Source organism: Paraburkholderia sacchari (genome assembly GCF_000785435.2).
Classification (GTDB): Bacteria; Pseudomonadota; Gammaproteobacteria; order Burkholderiales; family Burkholderiaceae; genus Paraburkholderia; species Paraburkholderia sacchari.
The window spans coordinates 1,215,531-1,235,965 of sequence record NZ_JTDB02000001.1 but is presented as its reverse complement, the minus strand read 5'-3'; the positions used below and the strand labels follow the sequence as shown (position 1 = coordinate 1,235,965).

Here is a 20,435-nt window from a genome sequence, read left to right as displayed (position 1 = left end):
GTCACTACTGTGGAACCAGCATGATCTCTGCTGCCCGTCCTCTCCTCATTACCAACGTCCGCCTCTCCGATGACCCGAGCGGCCAGCCGGTGTCCGTCTCGGTTGCCGGCGGGCGCATCGAGGCGATTGGTCCAAAACTCGCGAACCTCGCGCCGCCGCCCGCCGCCATCGTCGAAGACGGCGGCGGCGCGCTGCTGCTGCCCGGTTTCGTCGAAGGCCACACGCACCTCGACAAGACCCTCTGGGGCCAGGACTGGTATGTCAACGAAGTCGGCCCGAATCTCACCGACCGCATCGCGAACGAACGCGCGTTCCGCAAAACCTCGGGGCACGATGCGGGCGTGCAGTCGCTCGCGCTGTCGCACGCGTTCCTTGCGGCGGGCACGACGCGCCTGCGCACCCACGTCGATATCGACACCGACGCGGGCCTGCGCTACCTCGAAGGCGTGCTCGCCACGCGCGACGCGCTGGCCGAGGTGCTCGACATGCAGATCGTCGCGTTCCCGCAATCGGGCCTGCTGATCCGGCCCGGCACCGGGAAGCTGCTCGACGATGCGCTCGCCGCCGGCGCGGACGTACTGGGCGCGCTCGACCCGGCCCTGATCGACGGCGATCCGGTGGGCTCGCTCGACGCGACTTTTGCGCTGGCCGAGCGTTACGGCAAGCCCATCGACATTCATCTGCACGAACCGGGCGAGATCGGCGCGTTCACGTTCAAGCTGCTGCTCGACCGCGTGGAGGCGCTGGGCATGCAAGGGCGGGTGGTGGTCAGCCATGCGTTTTGCCTCGGCGCATTGCCGGAACCCACGGCGCTGCTCGAACGGATCGCACGCCTGCGCGTGGCGCTGCTCACGAGCGCCCCGCCCTCGCGCCCGGTGCCGCCGCTCAAGCGCTGCCGCGAGCTGGGCATCACGATCTTCGGCGGCAACGACGGCATCCGCGATACATGGACGCCGTACGGTGCGCCCGACATGCTCGAACGCGCGATGCTGATCGGCATGCGCTACGACCTGCGGCGCGACGACGATCTGGCGGCCGCGTTCGATTGCGTGAGCGCGGCGGGCGCGCAGGGCTGCGGTTTCGCCGATTACGGCCTGCACGCGGGCGCGCGCGCGGACCTCGTGCTGGTGGACGCTGATACGCTTGCGCACGCGGTGGTCGCGCGGCCCGTGCGCAAGCTGGTGGTGGCGAACGGGCGCATCGTCGCGCGCGACGGCGTGCTTGCCGAATAACCCGCGAAAGAGGATCCACATGGACCATCGAGAGCACGCGGGCGTGCTGATCATGCACGGTTGCGTGATTACGGTCGACGCCGCGAAGGCGTTGTTGCTCGATGGAAGACTACCGCGTGTTGTCGGTCGACGAAGCGGAGATTCTGGAGGGAGTTCAGGCCGCTGCGGAGCGCATGCTCGAGCGCAGCGGCCTGCGTCGCCTGCTGGATATGCCGGCGACGCCATGGCGGCCCAGCCACGATTGAGCGGCTGGCCTGAAGCCGGCTATCAGGCCTTGCGCTTCGGCTGCTGGCCGAGCGTGAGCTTCACCGTGCGGTTCACGTCCTTGTACAGGAGGTAACGGAAGCGCGACGGGCCGCCCGCATAGCAGGCTTGCGGGCAGAATGCGCGCAGCCACATGAAGTCGCCGGCTTCGACTTCCACCCAGTCCTGGTTCAGGCGATAGACGGCCTTGCCTTCGAGCACATAGAGGCCGTGCTCCATCACGTGCGTTTCGGCGAACGGAATCACGCCGCCCGGCTCGAACGTGACGATGTTCACGTGCATGTCGTGGCGCATGTCGCTCATGTCGACGAAGCGCGTCGTGACCCAGCGGCCTTCGGTGCCGGGCATCGGGATCGGCTCGATGTCGCGCTCGTTCGTCACGAAAGCTTCGGGCATCCCCACGCCTTCGACTTCTTCGTAGTGCTTGCGCAGCCAGTGGAAGCTCGCAACGGCGCCGCTGCGGTTGTGCAGCGTCCAGTTCGTGCGCGGCGGAATGAAGGCGTAGCCGCCCGGCACGAGCTTGTGCTGGACGCCGTTGAGCGTGAGCTCGAGCTCGCCGTCGACCACGAAGATCACGCCTTCAGCGAGATCGTCGAGTTCGGGACGGTCGCTGCCGCCGCCGGGGCTCACTTCCATGATGTACTGCGAGAACGTCTCGGCAAAGCCGGTCAGCGGACGCGCGAGCACCCACAGGCGGGTCTTTTCCCAGAACGGCAGGTAGCTCGTGACGATGTCACGAATCACGCCCTTCGGGATGACCGCGTAGGCTTCGGTGAACATGGCGCGATCGGTCAGCAATTCGGTTTGAGCCGGATGGCCGCCTTTCGGTGCGTAGTAAGGACTGGATGACATTCTCTATGCTCCGTGAGGATTTGATGTCACAACTTCAAAGACGAGGCCGCGCGCGGACATCGCGCGCGCGAGGGCGCTCGGGATAGTTAGCCGCGCTGGCCGGATGCAGCCGGCGCGGTTTCGAATTTCGTGCGGGGCGTATTGCCACTCTCGCCACTCTCGCCACTCTCGCCCCAGAACTGCCCGCTCCGTACGATGACGCGTTCGGCGGGCGCGGCTGCCACGGCTGCGGCTGCGTTCGGCGCCTTGACGATCACGAACGACGCCTCGTTGCCGACCTTCAGGCCGTAGTCGCGCTTGCCGATCACGGCCGCGCCGGCTTCGGTCGCCATGTCGAGCGCCACCAGCAGTTCCTGGTCAGTATAGAACCCGGAGCGATAGCCAAGGAGCATGGCGCGCTGCAGCATGTCGCCGTTGCCGTACGGCCACCAGGCGTCCTGAATGTTGTCGTTGCCGCTGAACACGCGCACGCCGGCGGCGCGCAACCGGAGGATTGGCGGGAAGGCGCGGTCGCCAGGCGCGTTGGTCATGATCGATACGCCGGCGGCGGCCAGCGCGTCGGCGATGCGCGCGACGGCGTCCGCGTCCACGTCGCCCAGCGCATAGGCGTGGCTGACCGACACCCTGCCCTCCAGGCCGGCTGCGCGGGTGCGCGCGGCAATGCGGTGAAGCTGCTCGATGCCTTGTTCGCCGGCTTCGTGCAGATGAATATCGATCTTCACGCCGCGCTTTTGCGCGATGCCGAAGACGATGTCGAGCTGGCCGTCGGCGTCTCCGTCGAGCGTGGTCGGGTCGATGCCCCCAACCACGTCGACGCCTTCTTGCGCGGCGGCGTCGAGCACGTCAGCGGTGCCCGGGCACGACACCACGCCCGCTTGCGGAAACGCCACAAGTTCGATGTCGATGATGCCGCGCCATTTTTCGCGCGCTTCCATCACGGCGTGAAGGTGGGTCAGGCCGGTCGTGGCGTCCACGTCCACATGGCTGCGCATGGCGATGGTGCCGAACGAGGCTGCCTGGCGGAGCAGCGCGTCGGCGCGCTGGGCAATCGGCGCGGCGCTTGCGAGCGCGGCTTTTTCGTCGGCGAGGCGCTCGCGCAGCGTCGCGGCGACGCGATGCGGACGCCAGCGGTCGCCGAGGAAGCTTTTATCGAGGTGGATATGGCCGTCGACGAAACCCGGCAGCACGAGGTGCCCCTGGAGGTCGACGATTTCGGCGGCGCCGGTTTCGGGGTGCGCGGCGCCAAGGCTGGAAATGCTGGCAAAGCGTCCATCGCGTACAGCGAGATTCAAGGGCTGGCCGTCAGCGCCTACGGCATTGACGAATACGCGATCGAACATGATGTCTTTGTCTCGGCAATTCAGGACCCACTCAACGCGTTGCGGTCTGCGTGGCGCTCGCTGCGCGGCGGGGGCCCTATCAGGGAGTGAATGCCGACACCTTATCCGATGCCCGTATTATCGACAAATTAAATGTTGAAATGCTCGCCATTCATTTTGTCGATACCTCTACAGCCCGAGCGCGCGCCCGTCGCTGCGCGGATCGTGGGCGCCCGTCATGTGCCCGTCCGCGCCGATGCGGATCGCGCCGGGGTGCCCGGCCAGTTGGCTTTGCGCGGGAATGGGGCTCATCTCGTGGCTGCGCGCGGCCAGCTCGTCGAACACGCGCGCGCCTGCGTCCTCTTCGAGCTTGAGGCTGTCGCGGCTGTCCGAGAAGGTCTTGCCGAGCAGAAAGCGCGGGCGGCCGAGCGCCGAGAGCGGGTCCATGTCGTAATCGATCAGGCGCGTGAGCACGGCCGCGAGCGTCTGCGGTTGCCCGTCCGCGCCCTGGGTGCCGTACAGCAGGTGCGGGCGGCCCGCCTTCAGATACATGCCGGGGTTCAGCGTATGGAACGGCCGCTTGCCGCCGCGCAGCACATTGGGGCTCTTCGGGTCGAGGCTGAACGAGGCGCCGCGGTTGTGCCACAGGATGCCCGTGTCGCCGGCCACCACGCCGCTGCCCCAGTCGAAATACACGGTTTGCAGCATGCTCACGCTGTTGCCCTGCTCGTCGGCCGCGCCGATATACACGGTGTCGCCGTGCTTGAACGTGTGCGGCCAGGGCATCGCGTGGCCCATGCGGATACGGCGCGCATGCGCGTCGAGTGTCTGCGCCGACAGCATCTGCTCGACCGGCACGTCGACGAAATCGGGATCCGCGACGTAGCGGTCGCGGTCGAGAAACGCCAGTTTCACGGCTTCGACGAGGACGTGATAGTAGTCGGCGCTGTTCTCGGGAATCGAGGCGAGATCGAAGCGATCGAGAATGCCCATGATTTCGAGCGTGGTCACGCCCTGGGTCGGAGGGCGCAGGCCCAGCAGTTCGCCGCCGCGATAGCCCACGCGCAGCGGCACTTCCTCGCGGGCCGTCGTGCGGGCCAGGTCGTCGAGCGTGAGCGGCGAGCCTGCCTGCTTCAGGCCGGCGGCAACCCGCTCCGCCAGTTCGCCTTCATAGAATTCGCGGCCGCCGTGCGTGGCGATGCGCTCGAGGCTGCGCGCCAGTTCGCGCTGGACGAACTGTTCGCCGGCCTGAGGGATGCGTCCGTGCGGCATGAAGACTCGCGCGAAGCCCTCCCAACTCGCGAGTTCGCCGGCGCGCAGCGTTTGCCAGAACTGCTGCGAGGGCGTTACGGGAAAGCCGTTGGCAGCGTATTCGATGGCGCGCGAAAACAGCGACGACCAGTTCTGCTTGCCACCCCACGCGCCCTTGCTAAGCGAATAAGCCTTGTCCCAGACCGCGACCGAGGCGCCGGTCGTCAGCGCTGCGCCGGGCCCGCGCACCGGAATCGCGCCTGTGTAGCCGGACGTTTTCGCGGCGGCCTGGCCGATGCCGGAGAGTGTATGTACATGGCCCTCGCGGTCGCTGATCACCATGAAGGCGTCGCCGCCGAGCCCCGTGAAGTGCGGGTAAGTCACGCTCAGCACCGCGCCAATCGCGATGGCCGCTTCGATCGCGTTGCCGCCCGCGCGCAGCACCTCGCGCCCGGCTTCGCTCGCCAGTACGTGCGGACTCGTCACCATGCCGCGCGACGAGCGCGCAAGCCGGGGCATTTCGACCGATGGGCCGGGCGTGCGCGCGACGCTCGCTTCGAGGGTCACTTCGAAGGTCACTTCGAGGCTCACGTCGAGGGCCGCTTTTTCGTCGAGCAGCGCCTGCCGCGCCATCGTTTCTTCGATGTCCGTATCGGTGTCAACCTGGGCTTGCGCTACGAGCGTCATGGTGCTTTCCCTTTGCATTTATCGCTTGTGCCGCGGACAGCCGGTGCGCTGCCGCGGCCCTTCGTGTGTTCCAGGCAGTCCTCAGACTTCCGGCTTCCAGCCCTTCCACCAGCGGTGCGTGGTGACTTCGGGCGCCGAGTAGCGCTCCTTCACCCAGGCATAGGCCGGTCCGAGCGCGTTCATCGCAATCGCCGCAAGCAGGGCCATGAACGGGTTGTGCGCAACGGGGCCGAAGCCGCCGAACAGCGTGCCGAAATACGTCGCAAACCCGAAGAACATGCCCGGGATGAAGTTGAACATGACGAACTGGCGGGCCAGCGACATCATCAGGCCGTTCAGCGTGAAGAGAATCGCCATTTGCGCAAGCAGCAGCGTGTTGCCGCTGAATTGCCGCGACGCCTGCTCGAAGCACAGGACGATCAGGAATGCGAAGAACGAGCCGACCGGCAAGGTGGGCCAGATGCGCTTGAGGTTCTTCGCGCTCGGCCCGCCCATCGCGAAGGTCGCGGCCCAGCTGATGAAAATGGCCCACGGCGGCAAGTGCAGCGGCAACATGGCGATCGGTATCGTCGTGACTGCAAGGGCTGATGCGACGACTTCCGCGGGTAGCTTCTTCATGCTTGTCTCCTTGAGTTTTTGAATGAACGAGCAGGTTCGGTTCACATCAGGCACAGCAACACGAATGACGGTGGATTTCGCAGTGGTGAGTGGTGACCACCGTAATGCGGCCGCGCTTGATGACCCACAGCCGCGGCGGGATGTCGAGCAGCGCATCGGCTACCCTGAAAGTGTCGAGAATGACGAGATCGGCCTGCTTGCCCACCGCGATGCCGTAGCCGTGCTCGATCCCGATCGCGCGCGCGGCGTTGTGCGTGCCCATGTCCAGAATCGCCTGCTGGTGCTCCGGCACGCCGAACTGGGCCACGTGCGCGAGCATGTTGCCGATTTGCAGCATGTCGGCCTTGCCGAACGGCGTGAACGCGTTGCGCACGTTGTTCGACGAATAGGCCACGTTGACGCCCGCGTTATGCAGGGCCTTGACGGGCGTGAGGCCGCGCCGCTGGTTGTGCGTGTCCTTGCGGCCGCCCAGGTAGAGGTCGGTAGCGGGCAGCGTCACGATGCTGATGCCCGCTTCGCGCATGCGCTCGATCACGGGCTTGAGCGCTTCCTCGTCGAGCGCGCCGAGGCTCGTGACGTGCCCGAGCGCCACCCTTCCCTGATAGCCTGTTTCGATGGTCTTTTGCGCGATGTACGAAATCGCGGCGAAGCGCGGGTCGGTGGTGTCGTCGGCGAAATCGGCGTGCATGTCGACCGGCACGTCGAAGCGCTGCGCGAGTTCGAACACCATGTCGATGTGGCGCTGCGTGTCGGCCCAGTTGAGTTCGTTGTATGGGCAGCCACCCACGACGTCCGCGCCCATCTGCAATGCTTCGACCATCAGCTCGTGCGTGCCCTGGGACTTCAGAATGCCCTCCTGCGGAAACGCCACGATTTGCAGATCGAGCAGGTTTTCGTATTCGCTTTTCAGTTCGAGCAGCGTCTCCACGCCGATCAAGCCTTGAATCAGGTCGACGTCGGGATGCGCGCGCACGGCAACGGTGCCGTTCTTCACCGCCATGTCGAGCACCTGGCGCGAACGGTCGAGCACGTCGTTGCGCTCCTGCTTGCTCTTGAGCACGCCCGTCACGCGAATCGCCTCGTCGAGCGTGCCGAAGCGGGCCGGCAGACGGCGGTGCAGGAGCGCCTTGTCGAGATGCATGTGAGCTTCGATCAGCCCCGGAATGGCCGCGCGGCCGCCCGCGTCGATGACTTCGTCCGCCGATGCATCGATGCCCGCTTCGAGCGCCACTATGTGCCCGTCACGAATGGCGATGTCGACAGGCGGTTCGTCGTCGCGAACGCAGACGTTGTTGATCAGAAGGTCCACATGCATGATCGGGTTTCCTTACGTAATGGGTCGGCCGCAAGCGTGCGCAGTCGCAGCCCGGCACCTCGTTCAGGCGCTGCGGCCCTGCCTGGCGGCGGTCCGCAACGGCTTGCGCGTTATAGACAGATTAGGGGTGCGGCCTTGCGTCTGGCATCGGGATCGGCTGGTTTTGGTCCAGGGATTTTCCGAGACGCGCCGCACAAAGGAGATGCCGGAGTCAGATGTCCGTGCCGGCGACGACGAGGCCGTGCTGGATCGCATAATGGACGAGCCCGGCGGTCGACGGGATTTCCATCTTGTCGAGGATGTTGGCCTTGTGGGTGCTGACGGTTTTGCTCGACAGCGAGAGGCTGTGGGCGATGTCGTTGATGCTGCTGCCCTCGACGAGCATCTGGAAAATCTGGAACTCGCGCGGCGTCAGAAACGTATGTGGAAACGCGCTGGCGGGCTGCTGCAACTGCTTGACCAGCTTCTCGGCTACGAGCGCCGAGACGATCGTGCCTCCGCGCGCGACCTTGCGGATTGCGCCTATCAGCTGATCGGACTCCGCGTTCTTGGTCAGGTACCCGGCCGCGCCCGCGCGGATCGCCTGAACAGCGTATTGCGACTCCCGGTACATGCTCAGGACCAGCACCGGCAGCGCCGGGTGGCTGGCCTTGATCTGCTGGATCAGCGCGATGCCGCTCTTGCCCGGCATCGACATGTCGAGCAGCAGTACGTCGATGGCCGTGCTGCGCAGTTGCTCGACGACGTCGGTGCCGTCGACGGCTTCGGCCGCCACCTCCATGTCGGGCACCGTGGAGAGGATCCGTTTCAGACCGTCGCGAATGATCGCGTGGTCGTCGGCGATCATGATGCGCATGATGGGCTCGCGTCGTTGGCAACTGCGTTTGCGGCGGTGCGGGTAACGGGGGGGTCAACCGGGCCCGACACGGCATCGGCCGCCGGGTTGTCCGCTGACGAGCGCAGCGGAATGCAGACGCTCACGCGTGTGCCGTGGCCGGGACGGCTCGTGACCTCCAGTTGCCCGCCCAGCATCAGTGCGCGTTCGCGCATGCCGAGCAGGCCGAGCCTTGGCCCGTTCGCGGCATGCGAGGTGTCCATGCCGCGGCCGTTGTCGGCAATCGCGAGGTGGCAGTGATTGTCGTGTGCGTCGAGTTCGACCACCACGCGCGAGGCCCGCCCGTGGCGGCTCGCATTCGTGAGCGACTCCTGGACGATGCGGAAGATGGCGATGCTGCGCTCCGCATCGAGCTCGCCAAGCAGCGTCTCGGTCATGTTCAGCCGCAGATCGCACGGCAGCCCGGTGCGCTGCGTGAACGATTCGGACAGCCATTCGAGCGCCGCGTGGAGCCCCAGTTCGTCCAGCACCGGCGGGCGCAGATCGGACGCGATGCGGTGCACGGCATCCATCGTGGTGTCCACCAGATTTTTGAGCATGCCGATGTGATCGATCTGCCCGAAGGTCAGCGCGCGCGCCTGGGTTTCCAGATAGTTCAGGCCGAGCCGCAGCCCACTCAGCAACTGGCCGAGTTCGTCGTGCAGCTCGCGCGAAATGCGCGAGCGCTCGGTTTCGCGCACCGACTGCAGCCAGGCGGAAAGCTCGCGCAACTGCGAGCGCGAGTCGCGCAGCTCCGTTTCCGTGCGCTTGAAGTCGGTGATGTCGCGCGAGATGCCGACCGTGCCGACGATGCACCCGTGCGCGCCGCGCACCGGCATCTTGACGGTGTCGAACCAGAGCAGCTTGCCGTTGGGGCCGGGGCGCCGTTCCTCGTAGCGACGGCGCTTGCCGCTTTCGAGCACCGTGCGGTCGGTGTCCAGATACACCTCGCCCAGTTCCGGCGACCAGACCTGGTCGGGCGTGCGGCCGATGATGTCCTGCTCGGGGCGTCCGCACGCTTCCATGAACGCTTCATTGACGAGGACGTAGCGCGACTCGGTGTCCTTCAGCCATGCCTGATCCGGGATGTTATTCAGAATGGCCCGGTGTAATTCGCCATGGTTCTCCACGACTGCTCCTCGCAAGGGACACGATGGAGGCCCGCAGGAACGCACAGCGCGCTCGACCGGGCTCCGAATGTATGCAATATATCAACCCGGTCAGGATCACGCGCCTCTAGTTTTCCCGCATATTCCTGGATTGCAGGAATTCATGATTTGTTTGTCTGATTCATCTCCGCGCCTTGCCTGCGACGGCGTCTCCCGTATTGCGTCGGTACAGCCTTAAGGCTGTAAATTTCAAGTACAACTTAAAGCCTGTATTTTTCATTTACAGCCTTAAGGTTGTATTTCACATTTACAGCCTATAGACTGTGAACTGACCTTTATCACGTCACCGCAGCAGGAGCCTCGCGTGGACTATTTGCTCAAGACCGTCAGCCAGTTGCGTCCCATGCTGCTGGGCTTTCGCAAGCAAGCCGGCCTCACCCAGGAACAGGTCGCGCAGCGCCTCGGCATCTCCCAGCAAAGCTATGCCGCTTTCGAAGCGCACCCCGAGTCCGCGAGCGTCGACCGGCTGTTTCGCGTCCTGCGGCTGTTCGCGGTCGAAATGCGCCTGTCCGCCCCCGCTGCCGCCCAAAGCGCGGCCCCCAAGCCCGGCGCGAAGCCGCGCAAACGGGAGGACTGGTAATGGCGCGCGCCCGTCAGACGAGCCGGCTCGACCTGTGGATGAACGGCCTGCCCGTCGGGTACTGGGAGGTCGTGCGCGGCGTGGAGCGCCTCGCGTATTTCGAAACCTGGCGCGACGACGAGCAAGGCCGGCCGCTCTCGCTCTCGTTGCCCTTCACGCCGGGCAACCAGCCGTTGCGCGGCGCCGCCGTGGCCGACTACTTCGACAACCTGCTGCCCGACAGCGAGCGCATCCGGCGCCGCATCGCGGCGCGCTACCGCACGGCCGGCACCACGCCGTTCGAGCTGCTGGCCGTGCTTGGGCGCGACTGCGTGGGCGCGCTGCAACTGCTGCCCGCGGGCGAGGAGCCGTCGGGCCTCGAAACCATCGAAGGCAAGCCGCTCGCGACGGCCGACATCGCCCAGCTGCTGCGCGACACCACCGCTGTGCCGCCGTTCGGCGAGCACGAGAGCGTGGGCGACCTGCGCCTCTCGATTGCCGGCGCGCAGGAAAAAACCGCCCTGCTGCGGCACGAGAATCGCTGGCTGCTGCCCACGGGCAGCACGCCCACCACGCACATCCTGAAGCTGCCGCTCGGTCTCGTCGGCAACATGCGCGCCGACATGCGCACGTCGGTCGAAAACGAATGGCTGTGCGCGAAGATCGTCGCGGCTTTCGGGCTGCCGATCGCGCCCTGCGAGATCGCCCGTTTCGAGGACGCGAAGGCGCTCGTGGTCGAGCGCTTCGACCGCCGCATGGCGCGCAATGGCGGCTGGATCGTGCGCCTGCCGCAGGAGGATCTGTGCCAGGCCACGGGCACGCCGGGCCTGCACAAATACGAGGCCGACGGCGGGCCCGGCATCGAGAGCGTCATGACGGTGCTCGGCGGCTCCGTGCGCCGCGAGGACGACTGCCGCCATTTCTTCCTGGCGCAACTGGTGTTCTGGCTGCTCGCGGCCACCGACGGCCACGCCAAGAACTTCAGCATCGCGCATCTGCCGGGCAGCCGCTACGCCGCCACGCCGCTTTACGACGTGCTCTCGGCGCACCCGATCATCGGGCGCGGGCGCAATCAGCTTGCGGCGCAGCGCGCGAGCCTCGCCATGGCCGTGCGCGGGCGCAACGCGCATTACCGCATCGCGCAAATCTTGCCGCGCCACTGGATCGCCCAAGGGCAGCGCGTGGGGTTCGCCGCCGCGCAGGTCGAGGCGATGATGGAAACGGTGGCCGGGGCAACCGAACGCGTGATCGGCGAAGTCGCCGCCCAGCTTCCCGGCGACTTTCCGCTCGATGTGGCCGAGTCGATATTCGAGGGCATGCGCAGGCTCGCAAAGGTCTTGAAGGCTGCCTGAGCCGGGGCGGGCGCTGAATTTGCTACTCCGGCAGCCGGACCCGCCGGGCGCGCGAGTGGCGCTTGCCGCACACATCGGCCGAGACGCTGCCGCGTTGCGCCAGTACACTCACCGGACCGGGTGCGGGCCGAATCGGGCTCCCTGATTGGCTCCACTCTGGCCCCACTCGCCGGTCCCGCCACCGGGCCCCAATAACCGCGCCATGCGCGAGCAGCGCCGGCGCCTGATTCGGGAGGTTTGAACATGGCCAACGACACAATGCTGCAGCAGATGCGCGCCAAGCCGGGATTCATTGCCGCGCTCGACCAGAGCGGCGGCTCGACGCCTGGCGCGCTGCGGCAATACGGCATTCCGGAGAGCGAGTACAGCGGCGACGCCGAAATGTTTCGGCTCATGCATGAGATGCGCGTGCGCATCATTAGCGCGCCGGCCTTCACGGGCGCGAAGGTGATCGGCGCGATCCTCTTCGAGCAGACCATGGACGGCCAGGCGCACGGCAAACCGGTGCCCGCATTCCTTTGGGAAGAGCGCGGCGTGGTGCCCTTCCTCAAGGTCGATAAAGGCCTCGAAGCCGAGGCCGACGGCGTGCGGCTCATGAAGCCGATGCCCGGCCTCGACGCCTTGCTCGACCGTGCATTGAAAGCCGGCATCTTCGGCACCAAGATGCGCTCGGTAATCGAGCATGCGTCGCCCGCGGGCATCGCCGCCATCGCGAAGCAGCAGTTCGAGGTGGGCGAACAAATCGGCGCACGCGGCCTCGTGCCGATTCTCGAACCCGAGGTGTCGATCAAGGCCCCGGACAAGGCGCAGGCCGAAACGCTGCTGCGCGACGAACTCCTCGAGGGGCTCGACGCCCTGCCCGCCTCGCGCAACGTCATGATCAAGCTGACGATCCCCGACACACCCGACTTCTACAAGCCGCTCATCGACCACCCGCGCGTCGTGCGCGTGGTCGCGCTCTCGGGCGGCTATACGCGCGCCGACGCGTGCCGGCGGCTGGCGGCCAATCACGGCATGATCGCGAGCTTCTCGCGCGCGCTCATCAACGACCTGACCCGGCAGATGAGCGATGCGCAATTCGATGCCGCGCTTGCCGCGAGCATCGACGAAATCTACAAGGCGTCTGTCGAGAAAGTCTGAGCGCTGTTTGAGCACCGTCAGCGCGAAGCGTTTTGAGAAACACAGCCGGGCCACGCCCCGGCTGTGTTTCTTTCTGGCCGGCTATACTGTGCGCCTTTCATTCGTTCACCTGTTGTTTGTACACGAAATCACGAAAGGGACCGGCCATGAGGCGGTTACTCTGCCTGCTCGTCATGCTGCCTGGCCTTGTGCAATACGCGGCGGCCCAGCAGCCCCCAGCAGACGACAAGAAGCTCCCCACCTACCTGAGCCAGAAGTTCGGACTGGCCAAGGACAAGGCTGCCCAGATCTCGATGGCCGTCACCACGGCTGCCGAAAAATACTCGCTGCCGCCCGCGGTACTGCTCGCCATCATCTCGATCGAATCGCGCTTTCGCGAGAAGGCGCGCGGCTCGAACAACGCGACCGGGCTCATGCAGGTGGTGCCCTCGGCGCACCGCAGTTTGCTGCACAACGTGAAAGATCTCACGGACCCCGAGGTCAATATCGATGTGGGTTCGTCGATTCTCTATGGCTACCAGCGCGCGGCCGGCGGCGATCTCGACGCGGCGATGAAGAACTACGGCGGCTCGAAAGCCTATGCGGAAAAGATTCGTGTGCGCGCGGCCGAATTCAGCCGCGTGCTGAATGCCGCGAGCGCGCCGCAAGCGGGTGCTGATGCAACGGATGCGCCGGCAACCTTCAGCGACGCCTTCTCTGCCGACATGAGCGGCGATGTGCCCTCAAGCGGCTTGCCGCCGGCTTCCGCCACGGCGGTGAAAACGGCAGCGGCAGCGCAAAATTCCGCGTCATCGCCCGCCCCCTCCGTCGCGGCGGCGAGCGCCCCGGTTGCCGAGGCGTCGGCCATGCGCGGCGTGCTGGAAACGCGCAACAACGCGCGCTCGCGTGAACGCTGAAGATTCAGCCGCGCTGAGAATCGATATTCCGGGGTAGTACGCATCGAGCGCCCAGCGCCGGCAATGCCGGGGCTGGGCGCTCGATGCGTTGTCGTTCAGCTATGTGTCGCGGGTGCTTCGCCGTTGCTTTCAGGCGTTTCGCCGGCCGCTTCGGGGGCTTGCGCCTGTGCCGGTTCAGCCGCTTCAACTGCTGGTTGCGGCGCGGCCGCTGCGGGATCCTGCGCGGGCGTGCCCGCATCGGCTGCCGCAGGCGCTGCAGCAGCCTGCCCGGCTTGCGCCGCTTGCTGCGCGTTTTCCTGCTCCTTGGCGCGCGCCTCGGCCTTGGCCTTCTGATGCGCGAGCGCCGCCTTGGCGCGGCCGACATGCGACGGGTCGATGCCGGGGCCTTCGGACACGCTGCCGTCCAGCTCGTAACGCGAGCCGCCAACGGCCACGCGCTCGTGATAGCGCGGATGATTCACGTGGCGCTTGAGCACGGCGACGATCAGCGTGCGCTCGTAATCGGGATGGCGCGCGACGAGGTCCTCGACCACGCCGATCTTCAGCGGCAAGCGCTCGCGGAATGCCGGATAGTGCTTCGCGAACACGTTCCAGACCGCGTTGAGCTGGCGATTGCGTTCGATGCGCGCCTTTTCGGCCTCGCTCAGATTGGCCATCGACTGCTGCTGGCGCGCCGGTCGCTGGCGCTGGCCGCCGCGCTCGCCATCGTGCGGACCGCGCGGGCCGCGCGCCGGGCGGGACTGCTGCCCCCGCGCTTCATGACCCTTTTCGGCCGCCCCGGCACCCTCGCCAGCCGGCTTGCCCTGCGCCTGGCTGCGCTGCTGCTGGGGACGCGCGCGCCCTTCGCCTGCGCCGCCGCCGGAGCGGGGGCCTTTGTGGCCTTGAGCGCCCTGCGGACCTTTGGGGCCGTTATGACCCTTGTGGCCGGGCGCGCCCTGGGCGCGCCGTTGCCCCTGGGCGCCGTTCTGCGGCTCGGACTTTGCGCCCGCCCGGTTTCCTTTGGACGCGTGCCGGCCTTGCGGCGACTGCGCCTGTTCTTCGGTAGGCTGTCCGGTACCCAGGCCCATGCTCTTCTTGATTTCCAGAAGCCCGTCTTTGAAGCTCAGGGTACGGCGTTGTTGCGATGCGGCTTTCACGTCCAGATCTCTTCCTTATTGGATCGGACGCTATGATACCGAATTCGCGCGGCCTGTTTTGTTCCGGCACGCCAGATCCCGGTTTTGGACCGGCTTGCACGACCGTCCGGCGCGACCAGTCCGGTTGACGCGAAGCCCCGAAATACCTCCCGCGCGATGCCGGCACAGCCCATGCGCATCGCGCTTTTCCTGCTGACCATGACCGCTCCCACCATGACTTCCTCACCCGTCCGCGCCATCGTGACCGGCCATTCCCGTGGACTTGGCGCCGCCCTCGCAGAACTGCTGCTGGCGCGCCAGATCGATGTGCTCGGTCTCGGCCGCAGCGCGCATCCCACGCTGGCCGCGCGCGAACCATCGGCGTCCAAGGCGCAATTCCAGCAAGCCGCGCTCGAGCTTGGCGATTGCGCCGCGCTCGAACGCTGGCTCGCGAGCGGCGCGCTGCGCCAGTTCGCGCACGGCGCGCAGTGCGTGCTGCTGTTCAACAATGCGGGCACCGTCGAGCCGATCGCGCCGCTCGGCGCCCAGGACGCGGGCGCCATCGCTCGCGCGATCACGCTCAACGTTGCGGCGCCGCTGATGCTCGCCAACGCGCTGGCATCGAGCGAAGCCTCGGGCGACGCGCAGGACCGCCGCATCGTGCACATTTCGAGCGGCGCGGCGCGCAACGCCTACGCGGGCTGGAGCATTTATTGCGCGACCAAGGCGGCGCTCGACCATCACGCGCGCGCGGTGGTGCAAGACGCGCGGCCCAACGTGCGCATCTGCAGCGTTGCGCCGGGGGTGGTGGACACCGCCATGCAGGCGACCATCCGCGCGACCAGCGACGAGAAGTTCCCGCTGCGCGAGCGCTTCGAGCAACTGAAGGAAGGCGGCCAGCTCGCTTCGCCGGAACAGGCGGCGCGGCAATTGATCGATTACGCGCTGAGCGATGCGTTCGGCGCAACGCCGACCGCCGACGTGCGCGAACTCGCCAGGGGCTGAAAGAAGTCGATCTCGCGCGCCGCTCATGCGGGCGTGCTGCGTCTTTACGTGAGAGCCACGCGCGCCCGCTCCCCCTTCCATCGCCGCGCGCCGCCGGCCAGCACCAGCAGCGCGCCGATCGCGAGCAGATCGCCCGCGAGCCGCGCGGGCCACAAAGCGTTCACATGCGTTGCCCGCAGCAGCGTATCGATCGCATTCGACACGAGCGCGCCGCCGACGAAGCACACGAGCCCCTGCTGTCCCACGGTGACCACACCTGGCAAGCGCCGCGCGAGCCAGCCAGGCCACCGCGCCAAAGCTCACGATACGCAGGCTCGCGAGGTTCTGCTTCATGTAGCCCGGCTGCGGTTCGAGGTCGACGAACAGCTTCATCGCGGCGAACAGCACGACGAGCGCGCACGCGAGCACCGTGAGCGTGCGGCCCACGCGCGAAATCTGAAACGCCGCCGAAACGGGATAGAGCCGGCACAGCAGGCCGAGCATGAACATCGCCTGCCACGCGAACGGGTTGAATGGCCAGTTCGAGCCTGGCACGGCGGGCAGATAACGCACGAGCCAGCAGCCGCCCAGCCAGATGCCGAAGCTGCTCAGCAGCGCGACGTCGGGCGCGCGCCGCGCGAGCGGCATGATCGCGGGCAGCGCGAGCACGAGAATCACATAGAGCGGCAGAACCCCGGCCAGATACGGTTGATCGCGAAACACCGCGACATTGGAAAAAGTCGATCTCGATCGATCGCTTCGATGTCTGACTCATCAATCCAGGCTCCCGATCGGAGTGGGTTTGCAATTTCATCAGGATGGCTGATCATTTGCGCAGCGTTAGATGGCGGCGCGTGCGTGAAAGGGTTTCGTAACGGCTCGGCGCTGCGGCTGCTACCAATCACAATGCCAAGCGAATTCAATGCCAGCTCGACACACCACGTCGGCCACCAGCATAACTCCAGCATCGCATGGTCCGCTGCGCGCCTGCTGGTTCCGCTCTTGGCCGCCCACGCCAGGGCTTTCCCGGTACCCAGCACAATTACTTGACACCTAAAGTAATTCGGCCTACTCTGCCGTTGCAGACTGACCAAGGGAGCGAACATGCGAATCGTTTGTATCGGTGGCGGGCCAGCCGGACTCTATTTCGGCCTTTTGATGAAGCGTCGTCATCCGGACTACGAGATCACGGTGATCGAGCGGAACCGCCCGTACGACACGTTCGGCTGGGGCGTGGTGTTTTCAGATCAAACGCTCGGCAATCTGCGCGCGGCCGATCCGGAAAGCGCGGACGAGATCCTCGACGCGTTCAACCACTGGGACGACATCGAGATCCATTTCCGCGGGCGCTCGATTCGTTCTTCGGGCCACGGCTTCTGCGGCATCGGCCGCAAGCGTCTGCTGAACATCCTGCAAGCGCGCTGCGAGCAGCTTGGCGTGAAGCTCGTCTTCGAGGCCCAGATGAGCGACGACGACGTGCAGGACGCCGACCTCATCATCGCCGCCGACGGCCTGAACAGCGCCACGCGCCAGAAGTACGCGGCCACCTATCAGCCCGACATCGATCTGCGCGATTGCCGCTTCGTGTGGCTCGGCACCTCGAAGCTGTTCGACGCCTTCACGTTTGCTTTCGAAGAAACCGAATTCGGCTGGTTCCAGGCGCACGCCTACCGCTTCGACGACAGCACCTCGACGTTCATCGTCGAAACGCCCGAGCATGTATGGAAGGCCGCGGGCCTCGACGAAATGAGCAAGGAAGACAGCATCGCGTTCTGCGAGAAGCTGTTCGCGCGCTATCTCGACGGCCATGCCCTGCGCTCGAACGCGGCGCATCTGCGCGGCTCGTCGCAATGGATCCGCTTCCCGCGCGTGGTGAGCCGCGAGTGGGTGCACTGGAAGACCGGCGCGAACGGCAAGCAAACGCCGGTCGTGCTGATGGGCGATGCGGCGCATACCGCGCACTTTTCGATCGGCTCGGGCACCAAGCTCGCGCTCGAAGACGCCATCGAACTCGCCAACAGCATGGAGGCGCATCCGGGCGACCTGCGCGCCGCGCTCCATCACTACACGAGCGTGCGCAGCGTGGACGTGCTGCGCATCCAGAACGCTGCGCGCAATTCGACGGAGTGGTTCGAGCACGTGGACCGCTACGCGAAGTTCGAGCCCGAGCAGTTCGCGTATTCGCTGCTCACGCGCTCGCAGCGCATCTCGCACGAAAACTTGCGCGAGCGCGACGCGCATTACCTCGGCGGCTTCGAGTCGTGGCTCGCGGCGCGCGCGGGCGTGGACGTGCAGGCGCGCGCGGCCGCCGGCCAGCGCGCCGCGCCGCCGATGTTCACGCCGTTCAAGGTGCGCGGCGTCACGCTCAAGAATCGCGTGGTGGTCTCGCCGATGGCGCAGTACTCCGCTCGCGACGGCGTGGCCGGCGACTATCACCTGATGCATCTGGGCGCGCGCGCAATGGGCGGCGCGGCGCTCGTGATGACCGAGATGACCTGCGTGTCGCCCGAAGCGCGCATCACGCCCGCCTGCCCCGGCATGTATGCGCCCGAGCATCTGCAGGCGTGGCGGCGCATCGTCGATTTCGTGCACGCGAACTCCGATGCGAAGATCGGCATCCAGCTCGGTCACTCGGGCGCCAAGGGCTCGACGCGGGTGGCATGGGAAGGCATCGACCAGCCGCTCGACGAGGGCAACTGGCCGCTCGTTTCCGCGTCGCCACAGCAATATCTGCGCGGCGTGAGCCAGCATTCGCACGCGGCCAGCCTCGAAGAATTGCAGGAAATCGAGGCGCAATTCGTGCGCTCCACGCAGATGGCCGCCGAGGCCGGCTTCGACTGGCTCGAACTGCACTGCGCGCACGGCTATTTCCTGTCGAGCTTCCTTTCGCCGCTCACGAACCAGCGTACCGACGAATATGGCGGCTCGCTCGAAAATCGCCTGCGCTATCCGCTCGAAGTGTTCAAGTCGATCCGCGCCGTGTGGCCCGACGACAAGCCCATTTCCGTGCGTATTTCCGCGCACGACTGGGTCGAAGGCGGCATCACGCCCGACGACGCCGTGCAGATCGCACGTGCCTTCAAGGCAGCTGGCGCGGACATGATCGACGTTTCGTCGGGTCAGGTCAGCAAGGAAGAAAAGCCCGTGTATGGCCGCATGTTCCAGACGCCGTTCGCGGACCGCATCCGCAACGAAGCCGGCATCGCGACCATCGCCGTGGGCGCGATCTCGGAGGCCGATCACGTGAACGGCATCATCGCGGCGGGTCGCGCCGATCTTTGCGCGGTGGCGCGCCCGCATCTCGCGAATCCGGCGTGGACGCTCAACGAGGCCGCGAAGATTGGCTACTTCGATGTGAAGTGGCCGAATCAGTACGCGGCGGCAAAGACCCAGCTCGAACGCAATATCGAGCGCGAACGCGCGGCGGCGGCCGCAGTTGCGGGGCTCTCCCCGCTCGAACGCGCCCAGCGCGCGGAAGGCACGGTATGAGCATGAGCGACGAAACGTTGAAGGATCGCCACGCCGTCGTGACGGGCGGCGGCAGCGGCATCGGCGCGGCGACGGCCGCCGCGCTGCTGCATGCGGGCGCGCGCGTCACGCTGATGGGCCGCGACGCGGCGAAGCTCGAAGCGCAACGCGAAGCGTTGGGGGGCGGCGCGCGCGTCGCCTGCGTGAGCGTCGACGTAACCGACGAACACGCCGTGAACGACGCGTTCGCGCGCGCCGCCGAAGGCCTTGGCGCGATCGACATCCTCGTGAACAACGCGGGCCAGGCCACGGCTTCGCCGTTCGCGCAAACCGGGCTCGATCTCTGGAAGCGCATGCTCGACGTGAACCTCACCGGCGTGTTCCTCTGCACGCGCGCCGTGCTGCCGGCCATGCTCGCGCGCAAGAGCGGCCGCATCGTCAACGTGGCGAGCACGGCGGGCCAGGTCGGTTATCCGTATGTGGCCGCGTATTGCGCGTCGAAGCACGGCGTGATCGGCATGACGCGCGCGCTCGCGCTCGAAACGGCCACGCAGGGCGTGACCGTGAACGCGGTATGCCCCGGCTATACGGAAACGGAACTGCTGCAGGCCTCGCTCGACCAGATCACGCGCAAGACCTCGCGCAGCGAGGCCGAGGCGCGTAGCATCCTCGTGCGCCACAACCCGCAGCAGCGCTTCGTTCAACCGGAGGAAGTCGCCAACGCGGTGCTGTGGCTGTGCGCGCCCGGGTCGTCCGCGATCACCGGGCAATCGATATCCGTTTCCGGTGGAGAAATCACATGACATCGCCCGTGCCGAAGCAGAAGACGCGCAAGGGCGTCGCCAACCCCGCGGAAAACGTTGTCGACATGGAGATGAGCACCGGCGCCGACAGCCACATGGGCCTGCGCCTGTGGCTGCGCCTGCTCACCACGACCAACCTCGTGCAAGCCGAGTTGCGCCGCCGCCTGCGCAGCGAATTCGACACCACGCTGCCGCGCTTCGACTTGATGGCGCAGCTCGAACGCCATCCCGAAGGACTCCGGATGACCGAGCTGTCGCGCCGCCTGATGGTCACGGGCGGCAACGTCACCGGCATCACCGATCAACTGGAAAAGGAAGGCCTCGTGGTGCGCGACGCCGACCCCGAGGACCGCCGCTCGATTGCCGTGCGCCTCACGCCCGAAGGCCGCGCCGCGTTCGACCGCATGGCGGCCGCGCACGAGCAGTGGGTGGTGGAAATGTTCGGCGGCCTCTCGCTCGACGAGAAGTCGAAGATGCACGAGCGCCTCGGCAAGCTCAAGCAACATCTGCGCGACAGCCTCGAAGGCTGAGCGCGCC

At 66.5% G+C, this 20,435-nt stretch carries 18 protein-coding genes and 1 pseudogene; 10 read left to right on the top strand and 9 right to left on the bottom strand.

Annotation, left to right across the window (positions count from 1 at the left end; genetic code table 11):
* Positions 1 to 20 precede the first annotated feature (20 nt).
* Positions 21 to 1,232, top strand: a complete 1,212-nt coding sequence (locus NH14_RS05485) for an amidohydrolase family protein (RefSeq protein WP_035528868.1) — start codon at positions 21 to 23, stop codon at positions 1,230 to 1,232.
* Positions 1,233 to 1,333: 101 nt separating this feature from the next.
* Complete coding sequence (locus tag NH14_RS05480; RefSeq protein ID WP_237179515.1) at positions 1,334 to 1,477, top strand: hypothetical protein; 144 nt, start codon at positions 1,334 to 1,336, stop codon at positions 1,475 to 1,477.
* A 22-nt stretch (positions 1,478 to 1,499) separates the two neighbouring features.
* Here NH14_RS05480 and NH14_RS05475 read toward each other — a convergent pair whose 3' ends face one another.
* From NH14_RS05475 to NH14_RS05445, 7 genes are all read right to left on the bottom strand, one after another.
* Positions 1,500 to 2,348, bottom strand: a complete 849-nt coding sequence (locus tag NH14_RS05475; RefSeq protein WP_035528867.1) for a bifunctional allantoicase/(S)-ureidoglycine aminohydrolase — start codon at positions 2,346 to 2,348, stop codon at positions 1,500 to 1,502.
* An 86-nt stretch (positions 2,349 to 2,434) separates the two neighbouring features.
* Positions 2,435 to 3,688, bottom strand: a complete 1,254-nt coding sequence (locus NH14_RS05470; RefSeq protein WP_052148167.1) for an amidohydrolase family protein — start codon at positions 3,686 to 3,688, stop codon at positions 2,435 to 2,437.
* A 168-nt stretch (positions 3,689 to 3,856) separates the two neighbouring features.
* Complete coding sequence (locus NH14_RS05465) at positions 3,857 to 5,437, bottom strand: gamma-glutamyltransferase family protein (protein WP_237179556.1); 1,581 nt, start codon at positions 5,435 to 5,437, stop codon at positions 3,857 to 3,859.
* A gap of 249 nt (positions 5,438 to 5,686) precedes the next feature.
* On the bottom strand, positions 5,687 to 6,223 hold the full coding sequence (locus NH14_RS05460; protein ID WP_035528866.1) for a DUF1097 domain-containing protein: 537 nt from the start codon (positions 6,221 to 6,223) through the stop codon (positions 5,687 to 5,689).
* 46 nt (positions 6,224 to 6,269) lie between these two features.
* The gene (locus NH14_RS05455) at positions 6,270 to 7,538 is read right to left on the bottom strand and encodes an amidohydrolase family protein (RefSeq protein ID WP_176329249.1); all 1,269 of its coding nucleotides are present in this window, start codon (positions 7,536 to 7,538) and stop codon (positions 6,270 to 6,272) included.
* A 211-nt stretch (positions 7,539 to 7,749) separates the two neighbouring features.
* Entirely contained in the window at positions 7,750 to 8,397 is a 648-nt protein-coding gene (locus NH14_RS05450; protein ID WP_035528865.1) for a response regulator, read from the bottom strand.
* On the bottom strand, positions 8,382 to 9,542 hold the full coding sequence (locus NH14_RS05445; RefSeq protein ID WP_084225613.1) for a PAS domain-containing sensor histidine kinase: 1,161 nt from the start codon (positions 9,540 to 9,542) through the stop codon (positions 8,382 to 8,384). Before NH14_RS05445 ends, NH14_RS05450 begins: the two co-directional genes overlap by 16 nt.
* 382 nt (positions 9,543 to 9,924) lie before the next feature.
* On the opposite strand from NH14_RS05445, the gene NH14_RS05440 reads away from it, so the two are divergent.
* The 4 genes from NH14_RS05440 (at position 9,925) to NH14_RS05425 (ending at position 13,528) form a co-directional block, all read left to right on the top strand.
* A complete protein-coding gene (locus NH14_RS05440) occupies positions 9,925 to 10,161 on the top strand; it encodes a helix-turn-helix domain-containing protein (RefSeq protein ID WP_052148182.1) in 237 nt (78 codons plus the stop codon).
* Positions 10,161 to 11,492, top strand: coding sequence for a type II toxin-antitoxin system HipA family toxin (locus tag NH14_RS05435; protein ID WP_035528852.1), 1,332 nt, complete (start codon positions 10,161 to 10,163; stop codon positions 11,490 to 11,492). Before NH14_RS05440 ends, NH14_RS05435 begins: the two co-directional genes overlap by 1 nt.
* A gap of 243 nt (positions 11,493 to 11,735) precedes the next feature.
* A complete protein-coding gene (locus NH14_RS05430; RefSeq protein ID WP_035528849.1) occupies positions 11,736 to 12,632 on the top strand; it encodes a fructose bisphosphate aldolase in 897 nt (298 codons plus the stop codon).
* Positions 12,633 to 12,778: 146 nt separating this feature from the next.
* Entirely contained in the window at positions 12,779 to 13,528 is a 750-nt protein-coding gene (locus tag NH14_RS05425) for a transglycosylase SLT domain-containing protein (protein WP_084225611.1), read from the top strand.
* A gap of 95 nt (positions 13,529 to 13,623) precedes the next feature.
* On the opposite strand, the gene NH14_RS33995 is transcribed toward NH14_RS05425, so the two are convergent.
* On the bottom strand, positions 13,624 to 14,664 hold the full coding sequence (locus tag NH14_RS33995; protein ID WP_035528846.1) for a ProQ/FINO family protein: 1,041 nt from the start codon (positions 14,662 to 14,664) through the stop codon (positions 13,624 to 13,626).
* 171 nt (positions 14,665 to 14,835) lie between these two features.
* Between NH14_RS33995 and NH14_RS05415 the strand changes: the two genes are divergently transcribed.
* Positions 14,836 to 15,648, top strand: coding sequence for an SDR family oxidoreductase (locus NH14_RS05415; protein WP_152617184.1), 813 nt, complete (start codon positions 14,836 to 14,838; stop codon positions 15,646 to 15,648).
* Between the two features lie 44 nt (positions 15,649 to 15,692).
* Here NH14_RS05415 and opgC read toward each other — a convergent pair.
* A pseudogene (gene opgC / locus NH14_RS33385) lies at positions 15,693 to 16,350 on the bottom strand (OpgC domain-containing protein).
* A gap of 381 nt (positions 16,351 to 16,731) precedes the next feature.
* Between opgC and NH14_RS05400 the strand changes: the two are divergent.
* The 3 genes from NH14_RS05400 to NH14_RS05390 are packed head-to-tail and all read left to right on the top strand — an operon-like array spanning position 16,732 to position 20,428.
* Complete coding sequence (locus NH14_RS05400) at positions 16,732 to 19,116, top strand: bifunctional salicylyl-CoA 5-hydroxylase/oxidoreductase (protein WP_035528845.1); 2,385 nt, start codon at positions 16,732 to 16,734, stop codon at positions 19,114 to 19,116.
* Positions 19,113 to 19,898: an SDR family NAD(P)-dependent oxidoreductase gene (locus NH14_RS05395; protein WP_035528844.1), complete on the top strand. Its 786-nt coding sequence runs from the start codon at positions 19,113 to 19,115 to the stop codon at positions 19,896 to 19,898. Before NH14_RS05400 ends, NH14_RS05395 begins: the two co-directional genes overlap by 4 nt.
* Positions 19,895 to 20,428 (top strand): MarR family winged helix-turn-helix transcriptional regulator, encoded by a 534-nt coding sequence (locus NH14_RS05390; protein ID WP_035528842.1) that lies wholly within the window; start codon positions 19,895 to 19,897, stop codon positions 20,426 to 20,428. Before NH14_RS05395 ends, NH14_RS05390 begins: the two co-directional genes overlap by 4 nt.
* Positions 20,429 to 20,435 lie beyond the last annotated feature (7 nt).

Bases quoted from the DNA above. Each gene is read 5' to 3' on its own strand.
- NH14_RS05485 (WP_035528868.1), top strand. From the start codon at position 21: ATGATCTCTGCTGCCCGTCCTCTCCTCATTACCAACGTCCGCCTCTCC.
- NH14_RS05480 (WP_237179515.1), top strand. From the start codon at position 1,334: ATGGAAGACTACCGCGTGTTGTCGGTCGACGAAGCGGAGATTCTGGAG.
- NH14_RS05475 (WP_035528867.1), bottom strand. From the start codon at position 2,348: ATGTCATCCAGTCCTTACTACGCACCGAAAGGCGGCCATCCGGCTCAA.
- NH14_RS05470 (WP_052148167.1), bottom strand. From the start codon at position 3,688: ATGTTCGATCGCGTATTCGTCAATGCCGTAGGCGCTGACGGCCAGCCC.
- NH14_RS05465 (WP_237179556.1), bottom strand. From the start codon at position 5,437: ATGCCCCGGCTTGCGCGCTCGTCGCGCGGCATGGTGACGAGTCCGCAC.
- NH14_RS05460 (WP_035528866.1), bottom strand. From the start codon at position 6,223: ATGAAGAAGCTACCCGCGGAAGTCGTCGCATCAGCCCTTGCAGTCACG.
- NH14_RS05455 (WP_176329249.1), bottom strand. From the start codon at position 7,538: ATGCATGTGGACCTTCTGATCAACAACGTCTGCGTTCGCGACGACGAA.
- NH14_RS05440 (WP_052148182.1), top strand. From the start codon at position 9,925: ATGCTGCTGGGCTTTCGCAAGCAAGCCGGCCTCACCCAGGAACAGGTC.
- NH14_RS05435 (WP_035528852.1), top strand. From the start codon at position 10,161: ATGGCGCGCGCCCGTCAGACGAGCCGGCTCGACCTGTGGATGAACGGC.
- NH14_RS05430 (WP_035528849.1), top strand. From the start codon at position 11,736: ATGGCCAACGACACAATGCTGCAGCAGATGCGCGCCAAGCCGGGATTC.
- NH14_RS05425 (WP_084225611.1), top strand. From the start codon at position 12,779: ATGAGGCGGTTACTCTGCCTGCTCGTCATGCTGCCTGGCCTTGTGCAA.
- NH14_RS05415 (WP_152617184.1), top strand. From the start codon at position 14,836: ATGCGCATCGCGCTTTTCCTGCTGACCATGACCGCTCCCACCATGACT.
- NH14_RS05400 (WP_035528845.1), top strand. From the start codon at position 16,732: ATGCGAATCGTTTGTATCGGTGGCGGGCCAGCCGGACTCTATTTCGGC.
- NH14_RS05395 (WP_035528844.1), top strand. From the start codon at position 19,113: ATGAGCATGAGCGACGAAACGTTGAAGGATCGCCACGCCGTCGTGACG.
- NH14_RS05390 (WP_035528842.1), top strand. From the start codon at position 19,895: ATGACATCGCCCGTGCCGAAGCAGAAGACGCGCAAGGGCGTCGCCAAC.